The organism is Stenotrophomonas sp. FW305-3-2-15-E-LB1 (assembly GCF_058787375.1).
Window position 1 is genome coordinate 50,838 of the sequence record NZ_JBYSZR010000022.1, and the last position, 20,642, is coordinate 71,479.

Sequence of the window (20,642 nt, forward strand, 5' to 3'; positions counted from 1 at the left end):
CGCGATGGCAGCTGCTGCCGATCAGCGCAGGCTGATCAGTTCAGGCGGGCAGGGTGCACATCGGGAGAAGCAGCGAAGAACGACGCCTGAGCGGTGTCATCCACCCGGATCCTGCGCGCGGCGGAGGAATGGCGGGGTGGGAGCGGGTGTGGCAAGCGGTACGCCGGTCGGCCGTGCTTCCCACGTAACAGGCGTGCCTGTCACGTAGTACGTCGTGTCGATCATCCGTTCATGATAACGGTTACGGCGTGAACATGCAGCGAAGCGGTCACGCGCGGACGCTGTGTTCCAGCGTGCCTGTTCATGTGTGTGTCGTGATGACATGCTGTGGACGCAGTGTGGCCGCATCGCTCACAACGCAGCCTTTACGGTGGTGGCGAACCAACGCAACCGGAGCATCGCATGACCCGTCGCATTCCCGAAGGTACCCTTGTCGTCGTCACCGATGGTGGCTCGGCACGCGTGTTCACCAACGTCGGCACCGATCATCAGCTGACGCTGAAGCAGGAAGGCGAGCTGCGCCTGCAGGACATCAGCGAGCAGGGCGTGTCGGGCCAAGGCCCTTCCGGTGCTGTGCCGAAGGACATGTCCATTTCCCAGCTCAACGAAGCCACGTTCGCCAAGCAGGTGGCCGAACAGTTGAATGAGGATGCGTTGAAGAACCGCTATACGCACCTGATCCTGGTGGCTGACCCGATCACCCTGGGCCGCATCCGCCCGCTGCTGCACAAGGAAGCGCAGGCGCGACTGCTGGATGATCTCGCCAAGAACTTCACCAACGCGCCGCTGGAAGACATCCAGCGCGCACTGGCGGCGTAACCGCATGCCGTTCATGCGCGACCACCAGGCCGTCGAGCCGGCCCGCAGCGATGTCGATGCGCAGGCGGGTTGGCTGCTGATCGAGTTCGGCGCGCCCTGGTGCGGCCACTGCCAGGCCGCGCAGCCGGCGCTGCAGGCCTTCGTGGACGCGCATGACCTGCCGCACTGGAAAATTGAAGATGGCAAGGGCAAGCCGTTGGGCCGCTCATTCCAGGTAAAGCTGTGGCCCACTGTCGTGCTGCTGCGCGACGGCCAGGAAGTGGCCCGCGTAGTGCGGCCGGTGGACAGCGCGGATCTGTCCACGCTGGTGGCGGCGCTGCCGACGTAGCGTCGGGCGTGCTCGACTGTTCCTGCCTTCGCCTCTTGCTCTGGTAGGCGTCGAGCTTGCTCGACGGAACGGCAAAAGGCGGTCAAGCAAGCTTGACCACTACCAAAGCAAACCCGAAGCACGACCCCGCCGCAGCGCTATACTCCGCGCGTGCTGTCGCTCTGCTTGAATCCTGATGACCTCTCCGCTTTCCGTTGAATCACTGCGGCGTCGTGCCGCACCCGCGATCTGGGATGACCTGCTCGCCCATCGCTTCGAGGCCATCGAGTCCGCCTTGCCTGAACTCCTCGCGCCGCAGGACGCCGATGGCGGTGCGCGCGCGCTCGCCCTGCTGGCGCCTCCGCAGGCGCTGCCGATCAACACGTTGTGGCAGGCATTGGCTGCCTGGCAGCAGGTCTCGCCGCAGGCCGACGCGCCGCTGCTGCTGGCAGCGCTGGTCTGGGACCGCATCGCCGTCGATGCGCGCGGCTCCGGCTGGACTGCTTCGGTGGGCGAGGGCGCCTGGTCGAGCGTGCACGCCGCGCAGACCGCGCTGTTCGTGCATGCCATCGCCCTGGCCGATCGTGGACCGCTGTGCTGGCCGCTGCTGCACCAGCTGATGCGCAGCGTGGCGGCATTCGGCGTTCCCGTGTGGATGAGCGACTGGATGCATGATGGCTTCCATCCCGCCGATGGCGCCGGCCCCTGGCGCGACATGCAGGCACTGCTGGGTGCGTGGATGGCCGAGGCACCCCGCCTGCCGGCGCTGCCAGCAGCGTTGCCCGCTTCCTGGGGGGCCGCGATTCCGCCGCCGCCGGAGCTGGACGAGGATGGCGACCCGATCGAGGGGCACGGCACTTCGCCGGAGCCGGCGCTGGCCTGGCTGCAGATGGGCCTGGAGGCCGCCGGCCATGGTCTGCCGTTGCTGGACACCTACGCGCGGCTGCGCACGCCACGTTGGGGTGGCAGCCATGACGAGATCCTGGCGCTGGCCGATGGCCCCCTGGCCGAAGGCCTCGACGCATCGCAGCGCAACCAGCTGCGGATGGTCGCCTGGCTGGACGCCATCGACGTGGACAGCATCGATACCGGCAACCACGGCGCGGTGCAGCAAGCGTTTGCGCGCGGGATGGAACTGCTGGCGCAGCCGCAGTCGGCACTGGAGCGGACGGGCATCCACCTGCAGCTGGCCGAACTTGCATCGCGGGTGGACAACACCGATATGGCCGCGGCGCATTATGCGCAGGCGGCCGACCCCAGCGTGCCGCGCGGGTTTGATGACCATCAGTTGATGCGCATGCTGCACGCGGCTGCCGCCACCGGCATGGGCGAATGGCTGGCGCCGGTCGTAGCGCGGCAGTGGCGCAATTCTGCCTGGGCAGCGGTGATGCAGGGCGTACTGCGCGACACAGGCTGGTGCGGCGTGACGCCGGATGCAGCACAGGCCGAGGTGGCCTATCGCCATGCGGCGGCGCTGATGGCGGTGCCTGCGCCTGGCGCGGACTGCCCGTTCAACGACGTCTATTACGCCTTCGACGAAACGCTGCAGCACACCGCGCTGCTGCACATGGCGCAGGTCGGTGCCGAGCTGGGCTTCCCGGAAATGCAGGCCGCGCTGGGCTACCACTATTTCGAGCATGCGCCGGCCTACGATCCTGCGCTGGCCATCCAGTGGTACCGCCGCGCAGCGGAGCAGGACAGTGGCCGCGCGCTCTACAACCTCAGCCTGGTCTACGACCGCGGGCTGGAGGAGGGCGGCATTGCGGGCATGGGTGTGGACGAACTGGTGCATCTGTCCAACGCCTGCGAGCTGCGCTGCCTGGAACTGGCTGCGACCGAAGAGGAGTGGGGCGAGCGCCTGCAGCGTCGGGTGCGCAGCTGCGTGGCCGGCGTCGGTTATTACCTGCGCACGCAGGTGCCTGCCGAAGGTCGCCTGCCACGCCTGCTGGAGACCCTCGAATTCTGGGCTGGCCAGGCGTGGACGCAGGCCGCCTGGATGCTGGCGCAGTACTACGCCGCACGCAGCGAGCACGACTTCGACCGGGCGGTGTTCTGGGCCGAGCGCGCCTGCGCGCAGCAGCCGGACAATGAGGACGTGCTGGCGCTGCGCACGACGCTGCAGCGCGGCCTGTTCGGCAGCCGGCGCTACCGGCAGGCGCTGGAGCGCGTCAGCGGCGGCCTGCAGTAGCGTCGAGCTTGCTCGACTGCTGTGTCTGTAGAGCCGAGCCCATGCTCGGCTGAGAGGGCAGCCGAGCATGGGCTCGGCTCTACCCACCCGGGCCTCAATGCAACGTCATGGGGCCGTGGTGTGCGCGCAGTTCACCCAGCAACCGGCGGCCGCGCTGGCTGACAGCAATGATGGCCGAGCTGACCTTGTGCACGTTGTAGCCCGGCCGGCCATGCGCCGCCGGGTCCGGCGGTTCGTTCTCGTTGATCATCGTCGCCATGCCTTCGGCGGTGTACAGGGCGTGTTCCAGCCGGAAGAACAGCGATTCCACTTCGTTGGTGATGGTGGGTGCTTCAGGTGACATGCGATGGCTCCTGCAAGAGTGGGCCACCCGTAGGTGGCGGGCGATACGCGGGTGGAACTTCGGCTGAAACAAGAAGAAAGAGCCGGTGGGCCATGCGGCCGCCGCGCACCGCCCGCCGTAGTCACGGCAGGCAGCCTTCTTGTTTCATTTCGGGGTTCCACGCCCGGCAGCGGTTACGCCACTGCGCCGCCATCCTGCACTCCGCCATCGCAGCGGATCCAGTTTCTTTTTCATCATCGCGTTGCCTCAGTTTCGGCGCCGCCAACAGCGCTTGAACGCACACCCCTGCAAGTGGTCCGCATGCGTCACGACATGGCGCAATGCACCCAACGGAAAGCACTCTGCTTACCTGCGGGCGCTCAGCCCCAACAGGGCGGAAGGCCGTCGGCACCCGCATCGGCGCCACGAAACAACGCCAAAAACGTCGCAAGCGCGCCAGCACATCAGCAGGCGGTTCTCGTTGTAGAGGTGCAGTGCACCGCTACCGATCCAGTCTGTCCGCCGGGGCAGAGGTGGTGAATACAAAAAGTTGCATATGAAAGCGACACTTTTCGTCGCATCTCCATCTGTTCAGTTGCAACGCAGCATGTGCAGGCCTTGGCCCGGTGCTACGATCCGGTCACCACCTGAATCGATCCAAATGCCGATGCCCCTGCTGGACCGTCGCCTCCTGATCGCCGTCGCCGCCACCGCCATGCTCGCCTCCGGCGTGGGCACGGCCGCCACGCCGAAGTCCGCCGCCGACAAGGCCTATGCCTCGGTCGACCCCTTCATCGGCACCGGCGGGGAAGGCCATACCTACCCGGGTGCCACCGTGCCCTTCGGCATGGTCCAGCTCAGCCCGGACACGCGCATCCAGCCGCGCGAGAAGGCCTATGGCTGGGCAGCGGGCTACCGCTACGACGACAGCAGCATCGTCGGCTTCTCGCATACGCATTTCTCCGGCACCGGCCATTCCGACCTGGGCGACATCCTGGTGATGCCGTTCACCGGCGAACCCGGCCTGGAGCGCGGTGACCCGGAAAAGCCGCGCAGTGGCTACGCCTCGCGCTTCCGCCATGACGACGAGAAGGCAGAGCCCGGCTACTACGCCGTGACCCTGGACGACTACAAGGTGCGCGCCGAGCTGACCACCAGCGCCCGCGTGGGTGTGCATCGCTATACCTTCCCCAAGGGCACCGACGCGAAGATGCTGCTGGACATGCGCACCAGCATGTACGACTACCCGTGCAAGATCCTGTGGTCGCGGGTGCGCGTGCGTGACGATGGCACCGTGACCGGCTTCCGCGAAACGCGGGGCTGGGCTGCGGGCCGCCAGTTGTACTTCGCCATGCGCTTCTCGCGGCCGCTGGCCAGCCACGAGCTGCACAGCACCGAGAAGGACATCGTCTACAAGGGCTTCGCGCCCCCGGGCGAGAAGGATCCGGCGCAGCGGGCGCAGATCGAGGGCCGCCAGCTGGTCGGCACGTTCGACTTCGGCAAGCTGGATGCGCCGCTGATCGTCAAGGTCGCGATCTCGCCGGTCAGCGAGGCCGGTGCGATCGCCAACCTCGACGCAGAGGTGGCCGACTTCAATTTCGACCGCGTGCGCGCACAGGCCAAGCAGGAGTGGACCCAGGCGCTGTCGGTGCTGGACATCGACGCGCCCGAGCATGCACGGCGCAGCGCCTACACCGCGCTGTACCACACCCTGCTGGGCCCGACGCTGTTCATGGATGCCGATGGCCAGTACCGTGGTGCCGACAATGCGGTGCACAAGGCCGAGGGCTACACCAACTACTCGACCTTCTCGCTGTGGGATACCTACCGCGCCCTGCATCCCCTGCTGACCCTGGTGCAGCCGGAAAAGCGCAACAGCGATTTCATCAACTCGATGCTGGCCCACCACGACCACAGCCCGTACGGCATGCTGCCGGTGTGGTCGTTCCACGGCCTGGAAGACTGGTGCATGATCGGCTACCACGCGGTGCCGGTGATCGCCGATGCCTACGTCAAGGGCATCCGTGGCTTCGATGCCGACAAGGCACTGAAGGCGATGGTCGAGACGGCGAACTACGGCCCTTACGATGGCATCGCGCAGTACCGCGAGCTGGGTTACGTGCCCATCGATGAGGAAGGCGAGGCGGCCAGCAAGACCCTGGAGTACGCCTTCGACGACTGGACCATCGCGCGTATGGCGCAGGCGATGGGCAAGGCCGACGTGGCCAGCACCTTCGACAAGCGCGCCGGCAACTGGCGCAATGCGTTCGACAAGGACACCGGCTTCATGCGTGCGCGCAAGCGTGACGGCAGCTTCCGCACGCCGTTCGACCCCAGTGCCAGCGGCTACGGCACCGACTACACCGAAGGCAACGCCTGGCAGTATTCCTGGTACGTGCCGCAGGACGTGGCCGGGCTGGCGGCAGCGCATGGTGGCAGCGACAAGCTGCTGGCGCGGCTGGATGAGGTGTTCAACGCCAAGGTGGATCCGTCCATCTTCGAGCACATGGAAGACATCACCGGCCTGATCGGCTGGTATGCGCATGGCAACGAACCCAGCCACCACGTGGCCTACCTGTACTCGTATGCCGGCCAGCCCTGGCGCAGCCAGGCACGCCTGAAGCAGATCATGGACACGCAGTACGCCGATCGCCCCGATGGCCTGGCCGGCAACGATGACGTTGGCCAGATGTCGGCGTGGTACGTGTTCACTGCGTTGGGCTTCTACCCGGTGGCACCGGGTTCGGGCGAGTACATCCTGGGCCGCCCGTTCCTGCCGAAGACCGCGATGCGCCTGCCGAACGGCAAGACCTTCACCATCGTGGCCAACGGCCTGGACGACAAGCACACCTACGTGGGCAGCGTCAGCCTCAACGGCAAGCCGCTGCAGCGCACCTTCCTGCGCCATGACGAGATCCTGGCCGGTGGCGAGCTGACCTTCACCATGCAGGCCGAGCCGAACAAGGCATGGCCCGGGCAGGGTGCGCAGGCGCCGTATTCGATGTCGAAACCGTAACCGGTAGCGCCGGGCCATGCCCGGCGACCGAGCCTGTAGAGCCGAGCCCACGCTCGGCTTGGGCATTACGCCAGGAGCAGCCGAGCCCATTCGGTGCGCGCTGAGGCAACGCGGTAGCGGTAACGCCGGGCCACGCCCGGCGACCGAGCCTGTAGAGCCGAGCCCACGCTCGGCTTGGGCATTACGCCAGAAGCAGCCGAGCAAGGGCTCGGCTCTACCAAAGCGATGCGCGCTGCGCGGGCGCCACCTTCCGTGTCGCAATCAGCACCTGCTGTTGGCCGCAGGTTACGTCCCGGCCATACAACTCGCTGCCGAATCCGTGATGCAGTGATGTTCTCTGGCTGCCTGAGGTCATTTTCGTAATCGTCTGATTTTTCCTCGGCCAACCCCTTGCTAGGGTCCTGCGCACAGAAGTGCGCCAGGGTGGTGCACAGGGCGTAAGCCATATGCACACGTTGCAAGCGCATGAGGATGCAGCGCTGCTGCACCGGTTTGAACTGCCCGGCGCAGGGCTTTTGCTGGTCGAACGCTGGCGCGGACGCGAAGCGTTGTCCGAAGGACTGGATTACCACGTCGACGTACTCGCTTCGCACGCGGACCCTGCCTGCGAAGCGTGGCTGGGCCGGCCCGCAACGCTGTCCAGCCGCGATGCGCAGGGGCGCGACATCCGACGGGTCGGCCTGGTACGCGAGGTGTGTCGGCTGGACTGCGATCGCGGTTTCACCCGCTACCGCATTCGCCTGGCGGCATGGACGTGGTGGCTGGCGCAGCAACGAAACAGTCGTGTTTTCCGCGATGCAACCGTCCGCCAGATTGTGGATGCCGTGTTCGCCGGCCATCCGGCGCTTGCCTGCTGGCGCTGGAGCGACGATGCGCGGGCCTGCCTGGACGCGCTGCCGCCGCGTCACTACTGCGTGCAGTATCGCCAGTCCGATATGGATTTTGTCACCGGCCTGCTGGCCGAAGAGGGCATTGGCTGGCGTGTCGAGGCGGATGCGGAGGCGCCCGCACTGCATCGAATCGAACTGTTCTTCGATAGCGTGGCCTTGCCACAGCACGCGGCTTCGGCACGTGGCGGTGCTCTGCGCTTCCACCGCGGCGACGCGGCCGAGCAGGAGGACAGCGTGCTGCACCTGGCCCGGCGCGTGCGGCTGGGCCCTCACCGGTTGAGCATGGTCAGCGATGACTATCGGCAGGATCGCACGCTGGCCGTGCAGTTGCCGGTGGATGGCGGTGGTAGTTCGTCTGTCGAGGAGTATCTGGCGTGCGGCTCGCTGGGCTTCGAATCGCGGGCAGAAGGCGAGCGGCGCGCCGTCCTTGCGGTTGAGCGCCACGAGGCGGATCGGCATGGGTGGCAGGGCATGGCGACAGTACGAGGGCTGGCCGCAGGCAGGTGGTCGGCCATCAGCCAATGGTCGCCGCACCACACGCCCGAACTTCTGATCACTTCGCTGGAGCATGCCGGCGCCAATACCTTGCCAGATCGGCTGCTCCCGCAGCGTTGGGTGGAGGCGCTGCAGAGTGACGGGTTCCTGCCTGCCGAACTGCAGCGCCATGCCCAGCAGCTCGGCTATGCCGCGGCCTTCCATGCTGTTGACCGCCAGCGCCCCTGGCGTCCAACCACGCCAGACCCGGCGAGTGAAGCCCAGGTGGTGGGTCGGCAGACGGCCATCGTGATCGGTGCCGATGAGGGCGGCGCAGCAGCCGAGGGCGGTCGCGTGCACGCCGACGCACTCGGGCGGATCCGCGTGCGCTTTCCGCTGATGGATGCAGCGCGCAAGCCTGCGCACAGCGCATGGTTGCGCGTTGCACAGCGGTTTGCAGGCCCGGGCGTGGGCAGCCAGTTCCTGCCGCGCGTGGGCCAGGAGGTGCTGGTGGGCTTCCTTGAGGGGGATGTGCAGCGCCCGATCGTACTGGGCGCCCTGTACAACGGGCGTGGCGAGAACGATCCATCGCTGCATGCACAGGCGAGCGATACTCGCGTCGGCGGCACCGGCAACCTTGCCGATGGCAACGCACCGGCCTGGCACGCAGCGGGTGAGGGCCCGCAGGCGCATCGCCATCCCGGTGCGCTCTGGGGTTTCAGCTCCCGCGAATGGGGCGGTGAGGGTGGCTCCACCCTGCAGTTCGACGACACGGACGACCAGCTCCGCCTGCAATTGGCGACGACACAGGCGGCCACCCAGTTGAACCTGGGCCACGTCATCCACCAGCGCGGCAATCATCGCGGCAGCCTGCGTGGGCAGGGCTTCGAGCTGCGCAGCGATGCAGCGGGCGTGGTGCGCAGCGAGCGCGGGCTGTGGCTCGGTGCCCATCCGTCAGGGCCTGGCCAACCGGCGGGTACAGCGGCGCAGGCAGGTGCGCTGCTGGCCCAGTGCGGGGCGATGGCCGCTGCGTTCGGGCAGAGCGCTGTGCTGCACGGCACCGGAGGGTTGCATGCCTCGCCTGCGTTGGCACCGCTGCGGCAAGCGGCAGCGGGCGTGGTCGCGGCCGATGGCTTCGCCCGTGCGTGCGCCGCTGCCGGCGACACAGCGGGTGGCGTGCCCCACAGCACGGCACCGCTGCTGGGCATGGTCGCGCCGCTGCAGGCAGTGGTGGCGGGGCAGGGGCTGTTCTGGCAGGCAGGGCAGAGCCTGGTCCTGGGTGCCGGCGGTGCCGCGCAGGCGGTAGTCATGGGCCACGCGCGCCTGCACGCGGCACAGTCGGTCGGCGTTCTGGCGTCGGCCGCCACTTCGGCATCGGGGCTTGCGTCCGGCCTGACCATCGCCGCCGGTGAGCAGCCTATTGAGATTCAGGCGCAGGGCGACGCGGTGAAGCTTCAGTCACGGCAGTCACAGCGCCTGTCCAGCGCGCATGCGGCGGTAGAACTGGCCGCTGCAGGTGCACTGGTCGTACAGGTAGCGGGCGGCGCCAGCCTGCGCATGGAAGGGGGCAACCTGCAGTTCAGCTGCCCGGGAACCCTGACGGTGCGTGCGGGCCAGCACAGCTTCGTCGGCCCGGCGTCCCTTGCTTATCCGCTGCGCACGCTGGGTATTGCGCCTTGCCGTGCACGCTTCCTTGTGCGCGATCACGCAGGCGCGCCACTGGCTGGGGCGGCCTACTCGATGCAGCTGCCGGATGGCCGCTGGCTGAGCGGAACGACTGATGGCAACGGGTTTACCCAGGAAGTTGTGACCGACGGACCGGAGAAGGTGGGCCTGTTCGTGGATGACGAACGGCACGAGGGCTACCTGCGCGACGCAGGCGATAGCTGATCACGTTGGAAGAAGGGAATCTGAAAAATGAGCTCTGGAAAGTTCACGCTGTTTCGCCATGACGGGCATGGCAACGTCTTGCCCTGTGCGGGCGTCACCTATCGCATCCGCGATGTGCTGCATGGCTTCGCTGTCGTGGCGTCCGGCAGGACCGACATCCACGGCGATACGGATCGGGTGATACTGCCCGAGCGCGCACCCACCCCAGCGCCACCGGTCCTCCCTGACTGGCGCAAAGGCTGGCCGCACCCCGGCGCCGGGCCAGCCGGCCTGAAGCTGCCCTGGCCGCGGCGCAACGTGCAGGATGCCGCTGCTGCCGCCGGGCAGGGCGTGCTCCTGCCGCACAGTGAACATCGGTACCACCTGCAGGTCCGCGATGATGCCAGCGGCGAATGGACCGATCCGCTGCTGCACCCCGACTGCAGTGAGCCCGCGCAGCTGGGGCCGTGGAGCGAGGATCCACGGGCCGACGCGTCGATGCGGCCAGCGCTGCAGGTGCGGCGGCTGCGGCTGCGGCCCTTCCACCAGCTGCAGCTGCAGCGGCAGGGCCCGCCAACACCGGTGCCGGGGGCCGCGTTCGTGGGTTACCGCCGCGACAGCAAGGGTGCGGAGGTCATCGCCCGCGACGTGCAGGGACAGGTGGTCCGTGGCGTAACGGACCTGCAGGGGATGACCCCGCGCATTTTCTGCGAATCCGATCTGCGGCTGGTGTTCACGCTGCCGGGCAGCCGGAGCGAGCTGCGCAGCGGCCTGTCCGAGCCACGGGTCGTGGGGCAGCCCCGCCTGGTGCCGGTGGTGCCGGTGAAGATGCATGCCGTTGTGAGCGGGCCGGGCGAAGGTGCCACACTGGAGCTGGCTGGGAAGATCAGTGTGCCGGCGCTGCTGAACGCGGCCGACGAAGAATTTCTGCTGCTGACACCCGAGGTCTGGGAGGAGTTCCGTGAGGTCTCGCGTTCCATCGAAGGCAGCCTCTCCGCCGTACCGCGCGCCCGCTGGCAGCTGGAGGAGGCGCTTGCCGGCCGCAGCCTGGAGGCGATTGCCCAGGCGGAGAAGAACCTCGGCATGGCCGAGGACCGTGCAGCGGCGATGCTCAACGGCAACTTTGCCCGGAAGGCCGATCTTGTTGAAGTGATCACGTTTGAGAGCTACAGCCGCAAGGATGATGGCGAGCCACAGCAGGAGGTAGGCCTTCGCCGCAACTATCTGCCGCGGTTCAAGTACGATGAATTCAAAGGCCGCCGGCTGATGGGCGTGCCCACCCACGTGGATGTGGGCGCGACGACGCGGGCGGGTGACAGCACGATGTCCGTGGGCAGCGCCGCCCGCCAGAAAGGCTCGGCCTTCGAGAACTTCGATTCACGCAAGTTCAAAGAGTCGCTGATGACGATCAAGGGCCAGATCGGCCGGAACGTCAAGGCGCCGAACATCCAGTTCGATCTGATCGAGCTGGGTGGAAATCAGTTCTCCGACCTTGTGCGCGAGTCGGAGACCTACTCGCTGGAGACCTCTGCGCAGTGGTTGCGGTTTGTGGCAGGCGCCGGGGCCAGTGCCCAGGCCGAGTGGGATCCACTGCACCGCAAGGTCAGCGCCAAGGTCGAAGCAAGCGCGCATTACAGACTGGCGCTGTTTGAAGCAAAGGCCGTGCATACGTGGTCGATTCCTTCGCGCACGGGGTGGATGCAGCGCTACGGCGATATCGACCTGGGCGCGATCGTATTCCAGATGTCACTGGAGCTGCATGGCTTTGCCGGAATGAAGCGTGCCTTGATGGGCGCTGCTGGCGTGACCATTGATCGCGGCGTTGTGATGGTTGAGGCGCAGCCGCGCGATCGTGACGACAGTTTCGTGCCCAGCTTCGACATCGTGCGGGGCATGCCCCGGGCGGACATGGGCGATCCCCCGGACAAGGACGGCAAGCCGTCCGGGCGCTTTGTGATGGCGGCGGTGGGCGAGAAGCCGCCAAAGAGCCTGAATGGCATGCAGGTGAACGCCGAGGCGTTTGTGGGTGTCGAAGCCGGCCTGACGCCTGCGGGGGAGCTGCAGTGGCTGCCGCCGCAGCAGGGAAAGCCGGTGACGCTTGCGAAGTTGAGCCAGGGTCTGGCCGGTTCTGCAGGGGCGGGGGTCAAGGCGCAGCTGTATGTGTATTACGCAGACGGGAGGTTCAGGATCAAGGTCAGTGCGCGGTTGTGCCTGGGCATTGGCTGCAGAGGGTCGCTGGATTTCGTGGTGGGCGTGGAGGGGATGCTGGAGTTCGCCAAGTGGGTGTATTACCAGTTGGCGCATGCTGGGTTCAAGGAGTTATTGTTCTTTGCAGATGGAGTTCTAGGCTTTCTGGCAAAGCTGGAGCTCTTGCAGGTTTCGAGTGATGGATCTGTTGGTCGGTACCTGCTTTCAAGAACGGAAGCAGCGCAGGACATGGTGAACGACATGATCATGAATCTTGATACTGCCAAGAGTCGCGCTGATCTTGTCCGGCGCATCAACTCCACTTCAGATGCGAGCCGGGGGCAGTCTGATGCGTGGCTTGTGTATGCGACGCCAATCACGAGGGGGATGCTTCTGTACGTCATCACCCGCCACAACTGGATGACTCATTTAAATGATAGGGCTGAGGTTGAAGGCGTGCTTGATCCTCAGATCCATTACCTTCCCGATCACAAGGGAGCTCTCATTAGGGTGATAAAGGGCGTCACTCTGGCCAGTGAGTGGCAGGCCATGTTTCAGCACATGACCGCTGGAGGCGAGCCCAGCGATGAGAAGCCAGGCAAGCTTGAGGGCGATGTAATTAGATTTTTGAACTACGGTGTCTCGTTGTCCGATGATCTAGAAGGTCAAGTGATTGATCCAATCAATGCGGAGGGCGAAGTGTCTTCGGGCCAACTGGGGAACATCTACCTTGAACAGTTCCTTGCCCATCGCAATAGACTGCTGGGTAGCTTCCCGAAGGGGTATGAGCTGGCGGACCTGCAGATGATGGATATCGATGCGCTTCTGGCGCTTGACGGGAGGGAGGCCCCTACCTTCGCGAGCCTCGATGGAAGCTACCTCAATCCACTGGATCAGGAAGGACGAGGCATCGCTACGGCCGCTAGCGTTAGCCCGTCCAGAAGCAGATCCTAACTAAGGCGTCTCTATCCATGGCTGAGGGGTGATGAAAAATAGCCCTGGGATTACTCCGTCGAAGCTGGAGATGTGGGAGATGCACATCTAAACCTGTTTAGGCTATTGGGGTCGAAGAGATGCTTCTCATCGTCCTCCAGAAGTGGATCTGGACCCGGGTTTGGATTTCGTTTGAATCGAGTAAATGTCATGGAAATGATGAAGAGCGAGTCCCCGCCACGACTGTTATGACTTCGCTGCACCTTCTCCTTGCCATGCGCAGGTCCACGCGGATCGCGTGTGTCGGAGATGTCGTAGGGATCCTGATACCAGTCAAACATCCACTCAAACCCATGATCGATCATGTCGTACAGACCCAGCGGGGTGGGTGGGTACTGACCCAACGGGGTTGGGCCAACTGTGTAGCCATGCTGGGAGGCGTAGCGACCGATTGTCTCGAAGTCCCCAACGTTCCTTCCATCATCGACGCTGCCATCATCGGTTGGCCAGATGACGAACTGGCCCCGGTTACGCGCCGCGTATTCCCACTGCGCCTCTGTTGGCAGCTCCATCTTCCTGCCGATCAATTTTCCCACCCATCCGCAGTATTGCTGTGCAGCTTCCCAGCTCACGCCGACCGGCAGGTCGTCCGGTATATTCCTGTACTCTAGGTCAAACGGGTACTGCGCCGTTCGTGGCTGCCCCGTGGCATCGGTGTAGACGTCGAAGTCTGCGTAGGTGATCTTCTTGGCACCGATCGCGTAGCTGCTTAGTGTCACCTCACGCAGCACGTCATCGTTGCGGTCACTGCTGTACGGCATCTCTGCGCGCGGATCGATGGGGCCGAAGTCACCCATGATGAAGGTGCCGCCCTCCACCTCAACCAAGTCTTTTTTGGTCTTTTGCGACAATGCTTCGATACGTTCCGTGAGCTCAGGAGCGAGCGTTTGGGGCTTCTTGGGGGTGGGGCCTTGGCAGCCGGTCAGTAATAACGCTGGCGGCACAAGGGATTTCAGAAGCGCGATTCTAAGAGGCGGCATAGCAATCACCGATCAGTTCTGGAAGGACTGAATTAGCGTAGCAACGACAAACATGCGCGAGACTCGACGCGGCGCCGAGGATGGTCAGAAGGTCTCGAGCATTAGCGAAGAGACGAGACAGCTGCACAGCGGAACTTGTTCGCCCTGTTTGGGTTGTATCTGCGCTGCCCTTCTTCCGAAAGGTAGGAGTCTGGGCCGGGATTTGGTGGCGCTTGGAACCGTGTAAACGTCATCGACACGATGAAAAGTGAGTCGCCGCCACGATTGCTGTGGCTTCGCTGGACCCTTTGTTCACCATGCGCAGGTCCACGAGGATCCCGCGTGTCTGAGACATCGTACGGGTCCTGATACCAGTCAAACACCCATTCAAATCCGTGATCGATCATGTCGTAAAGGCCCAACGGAGTGGATGGGTACTGCCCCAGCGGAGATGGTCCATTCGTGTAGCCGTGCACGGATCCGTAGCGGTTCATGGTCTTGTAATCCGCTACATTTCGACCGTTGTCAACGGAGCCATCATCGGTTGGCCATATGACGAACTGGCCCCGGTTACGCGCCGCGTATTCCCACTGCGCCTCTGTTGGCAGCTCCATCTTCCTGTCGATCAATTTCCCCACCCATCCGCAGTATTGCTGTGCAGCTTCCCAGCTCACACCGACCGGTAGGTCGTCCGGTATGTTTCTGTACTCCAGATCCATCGGGTACTGCGCCGTTCGGGGCTGCCCTGTAGCATCGGTGTAGACGTCGAAGTCGGCGTAGGTGATCTTCTTGGCACCAATTGCGTAGCTGCTTAGCGTCACCTCGCGCAGCACGTCATCGTTGCGGTCACTGCTGTACGGCATCTTTGCGCGCGGATCGATGGGGCCGAAATCACCCATGATGAAGGTTCCGCCTTCCACCTCCACGAGGTCTTTTTGGGTCTTTTGCGACAGCGCTTCGATACGTGCTGTGAGCTCAGGAGAGAGCGTCTGGGGCTTCTTGGGGGTGGGGCCTTGGCAAGCCGTCAGTAGAAACGCTGTTGACACAAGGGATTTCAGAAGCGTGGATCGAAGTGGTCGCATTGAAAGCACCGATCAGTTCTGGAGGGAATGAATCAGCCTATCAACCACAGATGCGGGTGCGACACTCATGCTTGTAGGTGCCACGCTGGCTCAGGCCGAGAAGCCCTACTTATGGCCGAGGACCGTGCAGCGGCGATGCTCAACGGCAACTTTGCCCGGAAGGCCGATCTTGTTGAAGTGATCACGTTTGAGAGCTACAGCCGCAAGGATGATGGCGAGCCACAGCAGGAGGTAGGCCTTCGCCGCAACTACCTGCCGCGGTTCAAGTACGATGAGTTCAAAGGCCGCCGGCTGATGGGCGTGCCCACCCACGTGGATGTGCGCGCGACGACGCGGGCGGGTGACAGCACGATGTCCGTGGGCAGCGCCGCCCGCCAGAAAGGCTCGGCCTTCGAGAACTTCGATTCACGCAAGTTCAAAGAGTCGCTGATGACGATCAAGGGCCAGATCGGCCGGAACGTCAAGGCGCAGAACATCCAGTTCGATCTGATCGAGCTGGGTGGAAATCAGTTCTCCGACCTTGTGCGCGAGTCGGAGACCTATTCGCTGGAGACCTCTGCGCAGTGGTTGCGGTTTGTGGCAGGCGCCGGGGCCAGTGCCCAGGCCGAGTGGGATCCGCTGCACCGCAAGGTCAGCGCCAAGGTCGAAGCAAGCGCGCATTACAAACTGGCACTGTTTGAAGCGAAGGCCGTGCATACATGGTCGATTCCCTCGCGTACCGGGTGGATGCAGCGTTACGGCGACATCGACCTGGGGGCGATCGTGTTCCAGATGTCGCTGGAGCTGCATGGCTTTGCCGGGATGAAGCGTGCCTTGATGGGCGCTGCTGGCGTGACCATTGATCGCGGCGTTGTGAAGGTTGAGGCGCAGCCGCGCGATCGTGACGACAGTTTTGTGCCCAGCTTCGACATAGTGCGCGGCATGCCTCGGGCTGACATGGGCGATCCCCCGGACAAGGACGGCAAGCCATCGGGGCGCTTTGTGATGGCGGCGGTGGGCGAGAAGCCGCCAAAGAGCCTGAATGGCATGCAGGTGAACGCCGAGGCGTTTGTGGGTGTCGAAGCGGGTCTGACGCCTGCGGGCGAGCTGCAGTGGCTGCCGCCGCAGCAGGGAAAGCCGGTGACGCTTGCGAAGTTGAGCCAGGGTCTGGCCGGTTCTGCAGGGGCGGGTGTCAAGGCGCAGCTGTATGTGTATTACGCGGACGGGAGGTTCAGGATCAAGGTCAGTGCGCGGTTGTGCCTGGGCATTGGCTGCAGAGGGTCGCTGGATTTTGTGGTGGGCGTGGAGGGGATGCTGGAGTTCGCCAAGTGGGTGTACTACCAGTTGGCGCATGCTGGGTTTAAGGAGTTGTTGTTCTTTGCAGAGGGAGTTCTCGAGCATCTCTCCCAAGTTGTGTTCTTGCTAACGTCCACTGGAGGGTCTGCGGAAAGGTTTCTTATCAAGAACATAGACCGCGCAAAGATGGCTGTCATAGACCAAATCCGACAAGTTCAGATTGCGCAGAATCGCATTGAGTTGGTTCGAAGAATCAACTCCTCCGGGGGAGTTGCGGGCCCCAAAGACGCATGGCTTGTTTACGCGACACCAATGACTCGAGGAATGCTTCTTTACGCCATCACTCGCCACAACTGGACGACTCACATGAAAAGCCCTGCGCAGGTAGAGGGCGTACTAGACCCGCAGATGCATTACGTTCCCGAACACAAGAAGGCTGTCATTCGAGTGATCAAGGGCATCACTCTCGTCAGTGAGTGGGAGGCCATGTTCCGGCACATGACCGAAGATGGAGAACCCAGTAGCGAACTGCCAGGTAACCTTGAAGGGGATGTGATGAGGTTCCTCAACTACGGACGTTCGTTGTCCGACGATCTTAAGGGAAAGATTTTTGATCCAATCAATACTGAGGGCGATGCACCTTCAGAAGGGCTGGGAAGTAACTACCTTGAGCAATTCCTCGCACATCGCAGGAGACTGCTGGGCACCTTTCCAAAGGGGTATGAGGTGGCGCAATTGCAGGGCATGGAGATCGATGCACTTCTGGCGCTTGACGGCAGGGACGCGCCTACCTTCGCAAGCATTGATGGCGGCTACCTTCGCTCCAGTGATCTGGAACAACGACCTGTTGCGATACATGGTCGCGGCAGCTCGCCTGCGAACGCGTCGTAGTTTGCAGGCGGAGCCGCTCAGAAGATGACCTGCTGCGACAGGCTGCTGCCTGGCCTCAGCGGTTTTTTGGATTGGAAGAATCGCCCGCCGCGCAGCGGAATCGGTTGAAGCCGTTGGGATTGAATATGCGCCTCCCTTCTTCCGAGAGAAGGGGGTCGGGACCAGGGTTAGGTTCGTTTCTAAAACGAGTGAACGTCATAGATACGATGAAAAGCGCGCTTCCGCCCTGATTGGTGTGGCTTCGCTGGACTTTCTCATCGCCATGTGCCGGCCCGCGAGGGTCTTGTGTGTCGGAAATGTCGTAAGGATCCCTATACCAGTCAAAGACCCACTCATATCCATGGTCGATCATGTCATACAGACCCAGTGGGGTGGGCGGGTACTGGCCAAGAGGAGTTGGGCCGACCGGGTAGCCATGTTTGGACGCATACGCTCGGAGCGTCTTGTAGTCACCAACATTGCGACCATTGTCGACGCTGCCATCATCGGTGGGCCATATTACGAACTGGCCCCGGTTACGCGCCGCATACTCCCACTGCGCCTCCGTCGGCAGCTCCATCTTCCGCCCGATCAGTTTTCCCACCCATCCGCAGTACTGCTGCGCGGCTTCCCAGCTCACGCCGACCGGCAGGTCGTCGGGCAGGTTCCTGTACTCCAGATCCATCGGGTACTGGGCCGTTCGGGGTTGTTCCGTCGCATCGGTGTAGACGTCAAAGTCGGCGTAAGTGATTTTCTTCGCACCAATTGCGTAGTTGCTTAACGTTACCTCGCGCAGCACGTCATCGTTGCGGTCACTGCTGTACGGCATCTCTGCGCGCGGGTCGATGGGGCCGAAGTCGCCCATGATGAAGGTGCCGCCTTCGACCTCCACTAAGTCCTTCTTGGTCTTTTGCGACAATGCTTCAATGCGTGCTGCGAGCTCAGGAGAGAGCGTTTGGGGCTTTTTCGGCGCAGGACCTTGGCAAGCGGTCAGCAGAAACGCCGCTGGCACAAGGGATTTCAGAAGCGCGGATCGAAGTGGTCGCATTGATAGCACCGATCAGTTCTGGATGGACTGAATCAGCGTAGCAACCACAGATGCGGGTGCGACACTCATGACCTGTGAGGCGCGTAAGCCAGAGCCGCTGATTGGGCGGAGGAATGCCGTGCAGTGCATCGAAACTTGTAGGCGTCACGCTGGCTCAGGTCGGGCAAACCCTGGGCATATCCGAGGGCCGTGCAGCGGCGATGCTCACTGGAAACTTTGCCCGAAAGGCCGACATGGTCGAATTGCCTGCAAACGCATCGTAGTTTACAGGCGCTATTGGACGAAAGCGGGAAAGCTTTTCCTAAGCTGCGTCAGCTGCTCTTTGAGGCGGCGGGCGCAGCAGCTGCGCAGCGAAATCTAGTTGAGCTGTTGGGGTTGAAAAGGTGCTTGTCCTCGTCGTCCAGGAGTGGATTAGGCCCCGGTTCGGGATCCCGCTTGAATCGCGTAAACGTCATCGACACGATGAATAGCGAATCTCCGCCTCGATTGCCGTGGCTGCGCAGCACTTTCTCCTTGCCATGCGCCGGTCCGCGAGGATTCCATGCGTCCAAACCATCGTATGTCTCCTGATACCAATCAAAAGTCCACTCATACCCATGATCGATCATGTCGTACAGGCCCAATGGAGTGGGCGGATACTGGCCGATTGGAGTGGGTCCAGACATGTAGCCATGCTGCGACGCGTAGCGTGTGACGGTTGCGTAATCCCCCACATTCCTACCGTCGTCTACGCTGCCATCATCGGTGGGCCATATGACGAACTGACCCCGGTTACGCGCTGCGTATTCCCACTGCGCCTCTGTTGGCAGCTCCATCTTCCTGTCGATCAATTTTCCCACCCATCCGCAGTATTGCTGTGCAGCCTCCCAGCTCACGCCTACCGGCAGGTCGTCGGGCAGGTTTCGGTACTCAAGATCCATCGGATACTGCGCGGTGCGGGGCTGTCCTGTGGCATCGGTGTAGACGTCAAAGTCGGCGTAGGTGATCTTCTTGGCACCAATTGCGTAGCTGCTTAGGGTCACCTCACGTAGCACGTCATCGTTGCGGTCACTGCTGTACGGCATCTTCGCGCGCGGATCGATGGGACCGAAGTCGCCCATGATGAAGGTGCCGCCTTCCACCTCCACGAGGTCTTTTTGGGTCTTTTGCGACAATGCTTCGATGCGCGCGGTGAGCTCAGGAGAGAGCGTTTGGGGATTTTTCGGCGCGGGACCTTGGCATGCGGTCAATAGAAACGCTGCTGGCACAAGGGATTTCAGAAGCGCGGATCGAAGAGGCGGCATTGAAAGCACCGATCAGTTCTGGATGGACTGAATCAGCGTAGCAACGGCTTTACAGGTGGGCGACACTCATACCAAAGGAGGCGTAAGCGAGGCTCCTGCGCAGCGAAACCTGTTTGAGCCATTGGGATTGAAAAGTCGCCTTCCTTCCTCGGAGAGTAGGGGGTCTGGAGGAGTGTCTGGAGTGTCCTTGAAACGGGTGAACGTCATCGACACGATGAATAGGGAATCTCCGCCCCGATTGCTGTGGCTTCTTTGGACCTTCTCCTTGCCACGCGCAGGTCCGCGAGGGTCTCTCGTATCTGAAGCGTCATAAGAATCGCTGTACCAATCAAACATCCACTCAAATCCATGATCGATCATGTCGTACAAGCCCAGCGGAGTGGGCGGATACTGTCCCAACGGAGTCGGACCAGACATGTAGCCACGCTTGGAAGCGTAGCTTGTGATGGTTCTGTAGTCCCCTACATTCCTACCATCGTCCACGCTGCCATCATCGGTGGGCCAAATGATGAATTGTCCGCGGTTACGCGCTGCGTACTCCCATTGCGCCTCGGTTGGCAGCCCCATCTTGCGCCCGATTAGCGCGCCAACCCATCCGCAGTACTCCTGTGCAGCCTTCCAGCTCACGCCGACGGGGAGGTCGTCCGGTATGTTTCTGTACTCCAGATCCATCGGGTACTGCGCCGTTCGTGGCTGCCCCGTGGCATCGGTGTAGACGTCGAAGTCGGCGTAGGTGACCTTCTTCGCACCAATTGCGTAGCTGCTTAGGGTTACCTCGCGCAGCACGTCATCGTTGCGGTCACTGCTGTATGGCATTTTTGCGCGCGGGTCGATGGGACCGAAGTCGCCCATGATGAAGGTGCCGCCCTCCACCTCAACCAGTTCTTTTTTGGTCTTTTGCGACAAAGCTTCGATGCGTGCTGTGAGCTCAGGAGAGAGCGTTTGGGGCTTTTTCGGCGCGGGACCTTGGCAAGCGGTCAATAGAAACGCTGCTGGCACAAGGGATTTCAGAAGCGCGGATCGAAGAGGCGGCATTGAAAGCACCGATCAGTTCTGGAGG

General features: G+C 63.1%; 13 protein-coding genes. 7 read left to right on the plus strand and 6 right to left on the minus strand.

The window, feature by feature from the left end; all coding sequences use genetic code 11:
• Positions 1 to 402: 402 nt before the first annotated feature.
• The 3 genes from AC3WL7_RS15245 to AC3WL7_RS15255 all read left to right on the plus strand — a co-directional run bounded on the left by AC3WL7_RS15245 (position 403) and on the right by AC3WL7_RS15255 (position 3,314).
• Positions 403 to 819 carry a host attachment family protein gene (locus AC3WL7_RS15245; protein WP_200732383.1) on the plus strand — a complete coding sequence of 139 codons (417 nt, stop codon included), beginning with the start codon at positions 403 to 405 and terminating at the stop codon, positions 817 to 819.
• 4 nt (positions 820 to 823) lie between these two features.
• The gene (locus tag AC3WL7_RS15250; RefSeq protein ID WP_079222057.1) at positions 824 to 1,147 is read left to right on the plus strand and encodes a thioredoxin family protein; all 324 of its coding nucleotides are present in this window, start codon (positions 824 to 826) and stop codon (positions 1,145 to 1,147) included.
• Positions 1,148 to 1,322: 175 nt separating this feature from the next.
• The gene (locus AC3WL7_RS15255; protein WP_492751333.1) at positions 1,323 to 3,314 is read left to right on the plus strand and encodes a DUF4034 domain-containing protein; all 1,992 of its coding nucleotides are present in this window, start codon (positions 1,323 to 1,325) and stop codon (positions 3,312 to 3,314) included.
• Between the two features lie 94 nt (positions 3,315 to 3,408).
• Here AC3WL7_RS15255 and AC3WL7_RS15260 read toward each other — a convergent pair whose 3' ends face one another.
• Complete coding sequence (locus AC3WL7_RS15260; protein ID WP_492751335.1) at positions 3,409 to 3,657, minus strand: hypothetical protein; 249 nt, start codon at positions 3,655 to 3,657, stop codon at positions 3,409 to 3,411.
• 640 nt (positions 3,658 to 4,297) lie between these two features.
• Between AC3WL7_RS15260 and AC3WL7_RS15265 the strand changes: the two genes are divergently transcribed.
• The 3 genes from AC3WL7_RS15265 to AC3WL7_RS15275 all read left to right on the plus strand — a co-directional run bounded on the left by AC3WL7_RS15265 (position 4,298) and on the right by AC3WL7_RS15275 (position 13,026).
• Entirely contained in the window at positions 4,298 to 6,652 is a 2,355-nt protein-coding gene (locus tag AC3WL7_RS15265) for a GH92 family glycosyl hydrolase (protein ID WP_492751337.1), read from the plus strand.
• Positions 6,653 to 7,098: 446 nt separating this feature from the next.
• Complete coding sequence (locus AC3WL7_RS15270) at positions 7,099 to 9,906, plus strand: type VI secretion system Vgr family protein (RefSeq protein ID WP_492751339.1); 2,808 nt, start codon at positions 7,099 to 7,101, stop codon at positions 9,904 to 9,906.
• Positions 9,907 to 9,933: 27 nt separating this feature from the next.
• Entirely contained in the window at positions 9,934 to 13,026 is a 3,093-nt protein-coding gene (locus tag AC3WL7_RS15275) for a DNA repair protein (RefSeq protein WP_492751341.1), read from the plus strand.
• 50 nt (positions 13,027 to 13,076) lie between these two features.
• On the opposite strand, the gene AC3WL7_RS15280 is transcribed toward AC3WL7_RS15275, so the two are convergent.
• A complete protein-coding gene (locus AC3WL7_RS15280) occupies positions 13,077 to 14,045 on the minus strand; it encodes a formylglycine-generating enzyme family protein (protein ID WP_492751366.1) in 969 nt (322 codons plus the stop codon).
• A gap of 101 nt (positions 14,046 to 14,146) precedes the next feature.
• The gene (locus AC3WL7_RS15285) at positions 14,147 to 15,070 is read right to left on the minus strand and encodes a formylglycine-generating enzyme family protein (protein ID WP_492751343.1); all 924 of its coding nucleotides are present in this window, start codon (positions 15,068 to 15,070) and stop codon (positions 14,147 to 14,149) included.
• Between the two features lie 147 nt (positions 15,071 to 15,217).
• Between AC3WL7_RS15285 and AC3WL7_RS15290 the strand changes: the two genes are divergently transcribed.
• Positions 15,218 to 17,272 (plus strand): hypothetical protein, encoded by a 2,055-nt coding sequence (locus AC3WL7_RS15290; RefSeq protein WP_492751345.1) that lies wholly within the window; start codon positions 15,218 to 15,220, stop codon positions 17,270 to 17,272.
• A 55-nt stretch (positions 17,273 to 17,327) separates the two neighbouring features.
• On the opposite strand, the gene AC3WL7_RS15295 is transcribed toward AC3WL7_RS15290, so the two are convergent.
• From AC3WL7_RS15295 to AC3WL7_RS15305, 3 genes are all read right to left on the minus strand, one after another.
• Positions 17,328 to 18,299, minus strand: coding sequence for a formylglycine-generating enzyme family protein (locus AC3WL7_RS15295; RefSeq protein ID WP_492751347.1), 972 nt, complete (start codon positions 18,297 to 18,299; stop codon positions 17,328 to 17,330).
• 311 nt (positions 18,300 to 18,610) lie between these two features.
• Positions 18,611 to 19,546: a formylglycine-generating enzyme family protein gene (locus AC3WL7_RS15300; protein ID WP_492751349.1), complete on the minus strand. Its 936-nt coding sequence runs from the start codon at positions 19,544 to 19,546 to the stop codon at positions 18,611 to 18,613.
• A 102-nt stretch (positions 19,547 to 19,648) separates the two neighbouring features.
• Positions 19,649 to 20,617, minus strand: a complete 969-nt coding sequence (locus AC3WL7_RS15305) for a formylglycine-generating enzyme family protein (protein ID WP_492751351.1) — start codon at positions 20,615 to 20,617, stop codon at positions 19,649 to 19,651.
• Positions 20,618 to 20,642 lie beyond the last annotated feature (25 nt).

Bases quoted from the DNA above. Each gene is read 5' to 3' on its own strand.
- AC3WL7_RS15245 (WP_200732383.1), top strand. From the start codon at position 403: ATGACCCGTCGCATTCCCGAAGGTACCCTTGTCGTCGTCACCGATGGT.
- AC3WL7_RS15250 (WP_079222057.1), top strand. From the start codon at position 824: ATGCCGTTCATGCGCGACCACCAGGCCGTCGAGCCGGCCCGCAGCGAT.
- AC3WL7_RS15255 (WP_492751333.1), top strand. From the start codon at position 1,323: ATGACCTCTCCGCTTTCCGTTGAATCACTGCGGCGTCGTGCCGCACCC.
- AC3WL7_RS15260 (WP_492751335.1), bottom strand. From the start codon at position 3,657: ATGTCACCTGAAGCACCCACCATCACCAACGAAGTGGAATCGCTGTTC.
- AC3WL7_RS15265 (WP_492751337.1), top strand. From the start codon at position 4,298: ATGCCGATGCCCCTGCTGGACCGTCGCCTCCTGATCGCCGTCGCCGCC.
- AC3WL7_RS15270 (WP_492751339.1), top strand. From the start codon at position 7,099: ATGCACACGTTGCAAGCGCATGAGGATGCAGCGCTGCTGCACCGGTTT.
- AC3WL7_RS15275 (WP_492751341.1), top strand. From the start codon at position 9,934: ATGAGCTCTGGAAAGTTCACGCTGTTTCGCCATGACGGGCATGGCAAC.
- AC3WL7_RS15280 (WP_492751366.1), bottom strand. From the start codon at position 14,045: ATGCCGCCTCTTAGAATCGCGCTTCTGAAATCCCTTGTGCCGCCAGCG.
- AC3WL7_RS15290 (WP_492751345.1), top strand. From the start codon at position 15,218: ATGGCCGAGGACCGTGCAGCGGCGATGCTCAACGGCAACTTTGCCCGG.
- AC3WL7_RS15295 (WP_492751347.1), bottom strand. From the start codon at position 18,299: ATGCGACCACTTCGATCCGCGCTTCTGAAATCCCTTGTGCCAGCGGCG.
- AC3WL7_RS15305 (WP_492751351.1), bottom strand. From the start codon at position 20,617: ATGCCGCCTCTTCGATCCGCGCTTCTGAAATCCCTTGTGCCAGCAGCG.